The organism is Micromonospora sp. AKA38 (assembly GCF_027925725.1).
Taxonomy (GTDB): domain Bacteria; phylum Actinomycetota; class Actinomycetes; order Mycobacteriales; family Micromonosporaceae; genus Micromonospora.
Map to the genome: position 1 here is coordinate 231,712 of NZ_BNEI01000004.1, position 8,568 is coordinate 240,279.

Consider the following 8,568-nt stretch of genomic DNA (forward strand, 5'->3'; position numbering starts at 1 on the left):
CCTGAGGTGCTGGCGCACGTCGGGCGTCCCTCGGTGGCAGGCGATGGCGCCGTTGTTGCGGAGTTGGGAGTGGAAGCGTCGTTCCCCGCCCGGCTGTAGCGAGCGCCAGCGGCGGGTCACCCCGAACTGGCACGGCAGGCGGCGCGGGGGAGAATCCCACCTGGTAGGCCAGGGTGAGCGGGTTGGCGTGGTGCCATACCCGGGCGATCACCGGGTCGTGGGCAGGCACTCGGCGAGCAGGTCGACGACGTCACGCCAAGCCCGCTGCGCGTGCCGTGGGTGGTAGCCGACGCCGGGGAGCACGGTGTGGTCGACCGGTGGGTGGTGGAAGGCGTGCAAGGCGCCGCCGTAGACCACGAGGCGCCAGTCGACGCCTGCGGCCTGCATCTCGGCGGTGAATGCGTCCCGTTGCGCGGGCGGCATGATCGGGTCTTCCGACCCGACCCCGGCCCAGACTGGGCAGCGGATGCGCGCCGTCTCGCCCGGTCGGCCGGTGGTCAGTGCGTTGACGGTCCCGATCGCGCGCAGGTTGACGCCGTCGCGCCCGAGTTCCAGCGCGATCGCGCCCCCGGTGCCGTAGCCGACGGCGGCGATCTGGTCGGGGTCGGTCCGCGGTTCGGCGCGGAGCACGTCGAGCGCCGCGTGGCCGATGCCCCGCATCCGGTCGGGGTCGGCGAGCAGTGGCATGCAACGGGCCAGCATCTCCTCGGGGTCGCCCAGATAGCGTCCGCCGTGGAGGTCGAAGGCGAGCGCCACGTATCCCAGTTCGGCGAGCGTGTCGGCTCGGCGGCGCTCGACGTCGCTGAGCCCCACCCCCTCGGGGCCGATCAGGACCGCGGGCCGGCGGTCGGCGCCGGCCGGGAGCGCGAGGTGCCCGATCATCGTCAGGCCGTCGGCCGCGTATCTGACCTCGCGCGTGGTCGCCGTCGTCATGAGCCTGGACTGTAGTGCGCGCCGAGCCCGGTGGGGCCGGCGTTCTGCCGCTGGGAGAAGGCGGGTCTCCGGCGTGCTCCGGAACCATCCGTCAGCAACTCGGCTGAGCGCGCCGCCGGGGTCGGACGTTCGGGTAAGGACTGACGGGCGACGAGCGTGCCTGTCACTCCTTACCCGAACCGCCTCGATCACCTGGTCGACTGCGGGTCGGCAGCTTCGAACACGGGTAGCGGCCAGGGACGCGGACCGTACACACGATCAGCACCGCGAGGGCGGCACCGACTCCCACGGCTCCTGACCCCGCCCAGAGGGGCGGCGTCTCGACCCGGTCCGCGCCGCACCCGCCCGCGGGTCGATCAGGTCGGTGCGGTCGCAGGCGGCGTACCCCCACCGGCCACCCGCGATCCAGTACGATCGAAGAGCCACCTCACCCACGACGAACAGGGCGCACGCCGTCGCCCACAACCAGATCCTGGCGACCGACGCCGATCTCGCCCTCATCGCTCGGGCCCGGCAGTACCGACAGTCATCAACCAAGGGTCAACGGCGACGGACGGCCTCTCCGCCCCGGCAACGGGGAATGTGCTCCCTCGGCCGGGGGAGCGGCCCTCCGATGTCCGTTCCGTTCCCCGGGCAGACCGGCCGGCCAGGAGCCGGGACCTCAGCGCACCGGGGCGGCAGAGCGTCCGCCAGACCGCTCCGCCACGCCAGGCGGCGATGCCCACCCGGTTGTCGAGCCCCAACTTCGCCCGGATGTTGGCGATGTGGGACTTCGCGGTGCCGGCGGCCCGGACGCAGGCGCCGGACGGTGACCTTCCACGGCCGGACCCCCAGCCCGCTGTCATCGCTCGTCCGTCGGCCGGATCCGTCGCCGTCGTGCCTGGTGGGAGCGGGCACCCCGGTGTACTCGGGTTGGTCGGCGTTGCCGGCCGGGTACCGGCCGGTACAGCTGCGCTCGCGTCGGCGGGTGCGTCTCCGTCTCGCCCGCCCGGGCTGCCCGCCGTACCAGCTCGTTCGACTCCTCCGTCCGGCATCCCGAGGCCCGCAGCACTTCACTGCCCGCCGTGCGGATGTCGTTGATCATCGCTTCGCCGAGCGAGCTCACTCCCTGCCCCCAGGCGCGGCCGGCGCACTCCGCGCTCTCCAGGACGAGGCGACCGGCTCGGAGGAACTCGCGCTCGTCGCGGCAGGCATGGTGCAGCTCCCGCAGGGCGTCGGCGAGTCGGGACAGGGCCATCGGCAGCGCCGGCGGGATGGGTTCGTCGTGCTGAAGGGCGGTGACGGAGCGCCGCGCCACGGACCGGGTGTAGAGGATCACCTGTTCGAGGTGTCGCAGCGCGGTCGCGTACCGGTGGAAGTGTCGACGTCGACGCCACCGGGCCGGTGCGATGGTGACCACCTCCTCGGCCCCGGCGAGGGCGTCGGTGAGCCGGCCGACGTCGGGGCCGAGGCCGCGTAGGGCCTGCAGGGCACGCATGGCCCCCTCCGCGTCGCCTGTCGTCTGCGCCTCGGCAATGGCATCAAGCTGCCGGGTCAGTTCCGTGACGACAGGTCCGGCCGCGTTGTCGAGCACTCGCAACGGATTCACCGGCAGCAGCACCGCCACCACGAAGAGGCCGGCCAAGCCGCCGATCAGAGCGTCGACGATGCGGGGCACCTCCAGGTTGTGGTCGGCGGGGGCGAGGGTGGCGATCAGCACGGCCGTACCGCCGGCCTGACCGACCAGGGCGCCACCGCGCCCGGCAACGAGCAGCGCGGTGGCAATGGCCACGGTGACCACCACGCCGGTCTGCACGATGCCCGAGCCGACCAGATAGCGCAGCAGGTCGGTGACGACGATGCCGACGCCGACACCGGCGAGCAGTTCGAGGGTGCGTCGGACCCGTTGGCCGATGGCGGTGGCGATGGTGCCGACCGCCGCGGCGGGCGCGAACACGTGTGCTCCGGGACCGAACCGGGCGGCCAACAGAGCAGCCAGCGCGGCGGCCAGGCCCGCCTGAGCGGCGATCACCAGAATGATCTCGAGCTGGCGCCGACGGGACCGCCCGAACGCGCCACCCTCCTCTCGCGCCGTCGTGAGCACGTGGCCGCCGCGCTCCACGACCCGGTCGAGAGCCGAAGGGGCGCGATCGTCACTCGCACGGTCGGTCATGCCGGGTGTTACCCACCCTTGACCGGACGAATCGTTCCTGTCGCGGATGGCGGCCGACGGCACCGTCCCGGCCGCCGAGCGTAGGGTCAGCACCTTGCCCGCTTGCTGAGGAGCTCGCAGCCTGGGGTGATTGATCGACCGAATGGCTAATCCAGGTACGTCTATGCGGCGGCTAGGCTGGCGTTGCGTTGAGTCATCACCTGGCTACGTTCGGAGGAGTTCCATGCGTACCACCGTCAAGGTCCTTGCCGCGTCCGCCCTTGCCGCTCTGAGTCTTGCCGCCGCCGGTGCCACCCCGGCCCTCGCCGCCGCCCCGGCGCCCTCCTGCGAGTCCGGCGCCTCGCAGTTCTACTGCGACGGCAGCAGCACCGGCACGACGACCTGGAGCATCACCTGGTACTCCGGCAGCGTCGGCACCTTCACGACTGCCGGGTCGACCCTCTTCGCCGGCTGCCCGGCCAGCAACCTCGGTCGCACCGTGCGGGCCAGCTACAGCTACTTCGACGGCAGCACGACCCAGTACAGCGGCACCACCCAGTTCATCTGCCGCAGCGGCCCCTGGCAGTAGAGCCGTCCCGCGCCGGCGTACGGGTCGCCCGCGCGTACGCCGGACAGGCTCCAGCACCGGTGTGGGGTTTCGGTAGATCATCGGCATGATCGACGGTCGAGGCGTGGGACCGTGTGGCTCACCGCCGCGGCGACGATGACGGCGCCGGCGGCCGTCGCGTTCCGCCACCGCGCGACCGGCGTACGGGCCCGCGCCGACGGATCGGGCGAGGGCGTCCGGGCGTCCCCGAAAGGCCTCCAGGTCGACGGCGTGCCCGGGCCGCAGCTCGGTCCGGGTTCGATCCTCCGGGGGATCCTGGTGGTTGCGCACGTGGTCTCCCTCGCTGAACTCTCCCCGCACCACAACGTCGCCGGCCGGCGTGGGGTCCAGCGGGAACGGCGCCGCCGCCCGTGTCAGGGCGTCGCGGCCGGGCTCACGTCCACGGCCTGCAACGTCTGGAGCTCCTCCACCGACAGGTCGGTACGCCCCCGGAGCCGGCTGGCCTGCCGGGTGACCGCCTCGTCGAGCAGTTGACGGGCGTACCGGCCGTTGCCGAAGGACCGGCCCTTCGGCACCGCCGTGAAGTGCGCCCGCAGCGCGTCGAGCGTGCCCAGCGGGCACTCGTACCCGCTGGCCGCCGCGAGGTTCTGGAAGATGGCCAGCAGTTCGTCCGGCGTGTACTGGGCGAAGTGGATGTGCCGGGTGAACCGCGATTCCAGGCCGGCGTTGGCGGCGAGAAATGCCGCCATCTCCTGGTCGTACCCGGCGACGATCACGACCACCTCGTCGCGGTGGTCCTCCATCAGCTTGACCAACGTGTCGATCGCCTCGCGACCGAAGTCGTTGTGGGCGTCCGGGGGAGTGAGCGTGTACGCCTCGTCGATGAACAGCACGCCGCCACGGGCGCGGTCGAACGCCTCCCGGGTCCGGTGCGCCGTGTGCCCGATGTACTCGCCCACCAGGTCGGCGCGAGCCACCTCGACGACCTGCCCACCGCTGAGCACTCCGAGGGCCGCCAGCAGCCGGCCGTACAGCCGGGCGACGCTTGTCTTCCCGGTGCCGGGCGGCCCGGAGAACACCAGGTGGCGGGAGACCGCGGGGGCGGGCAGCCCGGCGCTGATCCGTACCCGGGCGTTGGCCAGCAGGTCGATCAGGTCGGCGACCTCCCGCTTCACCGCCTCCAGGCCGATCATCGCGTGCAGCGAGGCGAGCAGTCCGTCCACCGCGGCGCTGCCGGCCGCGTCCGAGCCGGCGGTCGCGGTCGGCGCGGCGCCCAGGTCCTGCGGCAGCAACTGGGCCAGCTCCACCCCGTCACTGGCGCCCTGCGCGGACAGCCGGTACGCCTGCCGGCCGATCATCTCCTCGAAGATCTTCCGGGCCACCCGGGCGTTGCCGAACGACTCGGTGCGGGGCATCGCGTCGAACAGCCCGGCCAACGCGGCGCGGGTGTCGTACTCCAGCACGTAGTGGTGGGTGCGGCAGAGCCGGTCGACGATGGTGATCAGCTCGTCGGTGCTGTAGCTGTCGAACTCGACGGTGCGGGAGAAGCGTGAGGCGAGGCCGGCGTTGCCGGCCAGGAACTGCCGCATCTGCGGCGAGTAGCCGGCGACGATCACGATCACCTCGTCGCGGTGATCCTCCATCAGCTTGACCAGGGTGTCGACGGCTTCCCGGCCGAAGTCGTGCCCGCCCGCGCCCTCGATCGGATTCAGCGTGTACGCCTCGTCGACGAACAGCACGCCGCCCAGCGCCTCGGTGAACTTCTGGGTGGTCTTCACCGCGGTGCCGCCGATGTGCTCCGCGACCAGGTCCGCCCGGGACGCCTCGACCAACTGGCCGGATTCGAGCACCCCGAGGGCGGTCAGGATCTGGCCGTACAGCCGGGCCACCGTGGTCTTGCCGGTGCCCGGCGCCCCCGCGAAGACCAGATGCCTCGACATCGGCGGGCGGGGCAGCCCGGCCGCCGCCCGCCGCTGCGCGACCTGGTGCAGCCCGACCAGGGTCGCCACCTCCTGCTTCACCGCCGCCAGGCCGACCAGGGCGTGCAACTGCGCCAGCAGCGGCGCGACGGTGTCGCCGCCGTCGGACGCCGCCGCGCCCGCCTCGGCGTCCGTCGCCCCCGGTGACGGGAACCGGCCCGGATCCGGGGTCCGCCGGCCCGGCTCCGAGTCGGCCAAGGGCACGACGGGCGTCGCGTCGGGGGCCGGGCGGTCGCCGTTCCGGGGCGCCTCCCGCCGGTCCGGGTGGGTCGCGGCCCCCACCCGGCGGATCTGCTCACGCCGGTTGCCGGTGATGGTGGCGCCGGTCAGGTCGACCGGCTCCCGCGTTTCCAGCAGCACCCCGTCCGTGCCGTTGTCGACGACCTCCGACCGGGCCAGCGTGCCCCGGGAGCCCGGTGCGAACCGCACGCCGACCAGGTCGCCGCCGCTGACCCGGCTGTGCCGCAGGTCGAGATCGCCGGACGCCTCGACCACGACTCCGGCCCGGGCCGCCGAGCCGATCTCGCAGGAGGTGAGGGTGGCCTGGCCGTCGCCGGCGACGATCAGCCCGTACGGGCCGCCGCGCAGCCGGGAGTCGGTGAGCACCAACCGGCCCCCGGCGACCCGGACGGCGGCCTCGCCGCAGCTCTCGACGGTGCAGCCGCGCACCGTGCCGAGCCCGCCGTCGACGCCCTGCACGCCGTACTCCCGGCAGTCCGCCACGGTCGTGTCGTCGAGCACCGGATCGGCGCCGGTGCGCACCAGCACGCCGGTCCGGCCGCCGCTCACCGTGCACCGTGTCAGGGTGCCCCGGGCCCCGCCGTCGAAGACCACGGTCGCGTCGCCGGCGCCGGTGATCCGGCAGTCCTCGAGTGTGGGCGCCGCGCCGCCGGTGACGGCGACCGCCGCCGCGGCGGTGGCGTCGAGCCGGCAGTCGACCAGCCGGCCGGTGGCGGTCTCCAGGGCGAACACGGCGTGCCCGGTGGCGGTCTCGACCTGGCAGCGCGACAGCGTCGGGGCGGCGTCCCCGGCGATCACCACCCCGTGCCCGTCGACATCCCGTACGACGCAGTCCTCCAGCGTCGGACGCCCGCCGGTGGCGACCAGCGCGGGGCCACCGGAGTCACGAATCGTGGTGCGCAGCAGGCGGACGGCGCCGCCGCTCTCGACGGCGACCGCCGGCCCGGCGACCGCGGACACGACACAGTCGGTCAGGCTGCCCCGACCGGCGCGGGCGGACAGCACGGCCGGTCCGGCCGTCTCGGTCAGCGTGCAGTCCACCAGCTCCGGGTCGGCGCCGGAGGAGATCACCACCCCCGCGCCGCCGACGTCGCGGACGGTGCTGGCCCGCACCGTTCCGGTCATCCCGCTCTCCAGCAGCAGACCGGCTCCGGCGGCGTTGCGCACCACGCAGTTGTCGAGGTCCAGGCGGCTGTCGCCGGCGTGCAGCGCGACCAGCCCGTCGGCCGTCAGCTCGCAGTCCGACATCCGCAGCGACCCGCCGGTGACCTGCACCGCCGGGAACCGGTCGCCGCCACCGACGACGGTGATGCCGCGCAGCTCCACCCGGCCGGCGCCGACGAAGAGGGCGACCGCGTCCGGCGCCTGGAGCGTCACGGTGCCGGGGCCGTCCTCGGCGGCCAGCGTGACGTCCCCGACGATCCGCAGCTCCTCCTGATAGGTGCCCGGCTGGAGCACGATGGTCGTGCCCGGGCCGGCGACCGCCAGCGCGTCGGCGATGCGGGGCAGCCCGCCCGGCTCGGTGTGCGACACCGACACCACACTGGAATTCATCGTCGCGAACCTCCGGGAACGGGAGCGGTGGGCCGGGCCGGCGTCGCGTCGGCGGGCCGGTCCGGGACGAAGCGGTGACCCCGGTCGTCCAGGCCGATCGGGAAGTCCAGGGTGACCGGGCCGCGGAGATCGGCGGCGGTCGCGTTCGCGCGCAGCCGCCGCAGCATCTCCTCGCCCCGACCGGCCGCCGCGGGGCGCTCACCGGTACGGTCGCGCAGCAGCACCCGCACGGGGCCGTCGCCGTCCGGATCGTCGACGGCGAGCACCGCGAAGCGGCTGCCCGGCGGGAAGGCCGCCGTGGGCCGGGCCTGCGAGGTGAACGGGTCGATCCGTCGGGCGCTGACCGACCAGATGACGTACTCGACCGCGACGTCGGGACCGGCCCCGCCGGACAGTCGCACGTCGACGAAGGCCGGCTCGACGAGTTCGTCGCCGGCCCGGTAACCGTCGGCCGTCGGCGCGCTGCTGGTGGCGTAGACCGGGCCGATGACGGTGGGAAGGCGGCGCAGCCCGCTCGCCGCGCCTCGGGCGAGCAGCGTGGCCGCCCCGGGCGGACCGTCCGATCCCCGGAGGGCATGGTTCACCGCCGCCGGGTCCGCCGCGTAGGCGCAGAGCGCCACCAGGTCGCCGACCAGGTCGGCGCCGTGACCGGCAGCGCGAAGGCCGGGCTCCTCGGCGAGGGTGCGGGTGACCACCCGGGCGTACGCGTCGTAGCGGTCGGTCAACGCCCGTCGCAGCCGGGCCCGGTCCTCGGCGCCCCATTCACCGCTGGCCAACCATCGGGCCACGCCGGGGGTCCCGGTCGGCTGCGGTGGGTCGGACGCGGGCCGTGCGGGGCTGACCGCGGCCGGGGCGTCGCGTGGCGTCGGCCGAGGGCCGGCGGCGACGGCCGGCGCGGTCGGCGGGCCGGCCAGCGTGGCCAGTCCGCTCCACCGGCCGGCCCACCGGCCCGGATCGAGGACGGTCGCGCGTGACGTCAGCTCCTCGGGTGTGTCGTTGAGCGGGGGTGGCGCGTCGACGGTCGGCGCGCCGGCCCGGGCCGGAAGCGGCAGCGGGACGGTCAACCGTGCCCCCTCTCGGTCGGCCCTGGCGGCGGTGGGACCTGACCGGTTGACAACGGACGGCACGGGCGTCGGGTTCATCGCACGGTCACCCGCCGACCA

General features: G+C 74.2%; 5 protein-coding genes. 1 reads left to right on the top strand and 4 read right to left on the bottom strand.

The window, feature by feature from the left end:
* Nucleotides 1–207: 207 nt before the first annotated feature.
* Nucleotides 208–933 carry a dienelactone hydrolase family protein gene (locus TPA0908_RS16665; RefSeq protein ID WP_281938963.1) on the bottom strand — a complete coding sequence of 242 codons (726 nt, stop codon included), beginning with the start codon at nt 931–933 and terminating at the stop codon, nt 208–210.
* 841 nt (nt 934–1,774) lie between these two features.
* Entirely contained in the window at nt 1,775–3,178 is a 1,404-nt protein-coding gene (locus TPA0908_RS16670; protein WP_281938966.1) for an FUSC family protein, read from the bottom strand.
* Between the two features lie 130 nt (nt 3,179–3,308).
* On the opposite strand from TPA0908_RS16670, the gene TPA0908_RS16675 reads away from it, so the two are divergent.
* Nucleotides 3,309–3,653, top strand: a complete 345-nt coding sequence (locus tag TPA0908_RS16675; protein WP_281938968.1) for a hypothetical protein — start codon at nt 3,309–3,311, stop codon at nt 3,651–3,653.
* Nucleotides 3,654–4,045: 392 nt separating this feature from the next.
* Here TPA0908_RS16675 and TPA0908_RS16680 read toward each other — a convergent pair whose 3' ends face one another.
* Nucleotides 4,046–7,405, bottom strand: coding sequence for a right-handed parallel beta-helix repeat-containing protein (locus tag TPA0908_RS16680; protein ID WP_281938970.1), 3,360 nt, complete (start codon nt 7,403–7,405; stop codon nt 4,046–4,048).
* On the bottom strand, nt 7,402–8,469 hold the full coding sequence (locus TPA0908_RS16685; RefSeq protein WP_281938972.1) for a hypothetical protein: 1,068 nt from the start codon (nt 8,467–8,469) through the stop codon (nt 7,402–7,404). Before TPA0908_RS16685 ends, TPA0908_RS16680 begins: the two co-directional genes overlap by 4 nt.
* Nucleotides 8,470–8,568 lie beyond the last annotated feature (99 nt).

Coding starts and splice junctions, on each gene's coding strand:
- TPA0908_RS16665 (WP_281938963.1), bottom strand. CDS start 933: ATGACGACGGCGACCACGCGCGAGGTCAGATACGCGGCCGACGGCCTG.
- TPA0908_RS16675 (WP_281938968.1), top strand. CDS start 3,309: ATGCGTACCACCGTCAAGGTCCTTGCCGCGTCCGCCCTTGCCGCTCTG.
- TPA0908_RS16680 (WP_281938970.1), bottom strand. CDS start 7,405: ATGAATTCCAGTGTGGTGTCGGTGTCGCACACCGAGCCGGGCGGGCTG.